Source organism: Streptomyces sp. SID1328 (genome assembly GCF_009865595.1).
In the GTDB taxonomy this organism is placed as follows: Bacteria; Actinomycetota; Actinomycetes; order Streptomycetales; family Streptomycetaceae; genus Streptomyces; species Streptomyces griseoluteus.
This window is the reverse complement of sequence record NZ_WWKH01000029.1, coordinates 1-405: the sequence shown is the minus strand read 5'-3', so window position 1 is coordinate 405 and position 405 is coordinate 1. Positions and strand designations below refer to the sequence as shown.

The window sequence follows — 405 nt, the reverse complement described above, 5'->3', positions numbered from 1 at the left end:
GGAGCCCGCCCCGGCCCGGACCGACGAAGCCGAGCCACCCGCGCCGACGCCCACGCCCACGCCGGCACCCGCACCGGCACAGGCACCGGCACCCGAGCCCGCCCCGGCTCCGTCGCGCCCGGTGAACCCCGAGCCCCCCACTCCCCCGACTGCTCCTCAGCCCGTCAAACCCGCCAAGGCGGTGGCCCCGCGCCCGGTCGTCCGCCCGCTGCCGGCGGACGAGGACACCTCCGGCATCCCGTGTCCCGTCTGCCGTACGCCCAACCCCCCGCACCGCCGTTTCTGCCGCAAGTGCGCCGCCCCGCTGACACCCGTCGCGGTGCCGGAACCGCTGCCGTGGTGGCGCACCGTGTGGCCGTTCCGCCGGCGCGCCCGCGCCGGCTCGGGCGCGCTGACGCGGCTGCT

Annotated in this window: 1 pseudogene; it reads left to right on the top strand. The window is 79.5% G+C overall.

Features of this window, described 5'->3' with window-relative positions:
* Nucleotides 1-121: 121 nt before the first annotated feature.
* A pseudogene (locus tag GT030_RS36045) lies at nucleotides 122-405 on the top strand (zinc ribbon domain-containing protein); the annotation flags it as partial.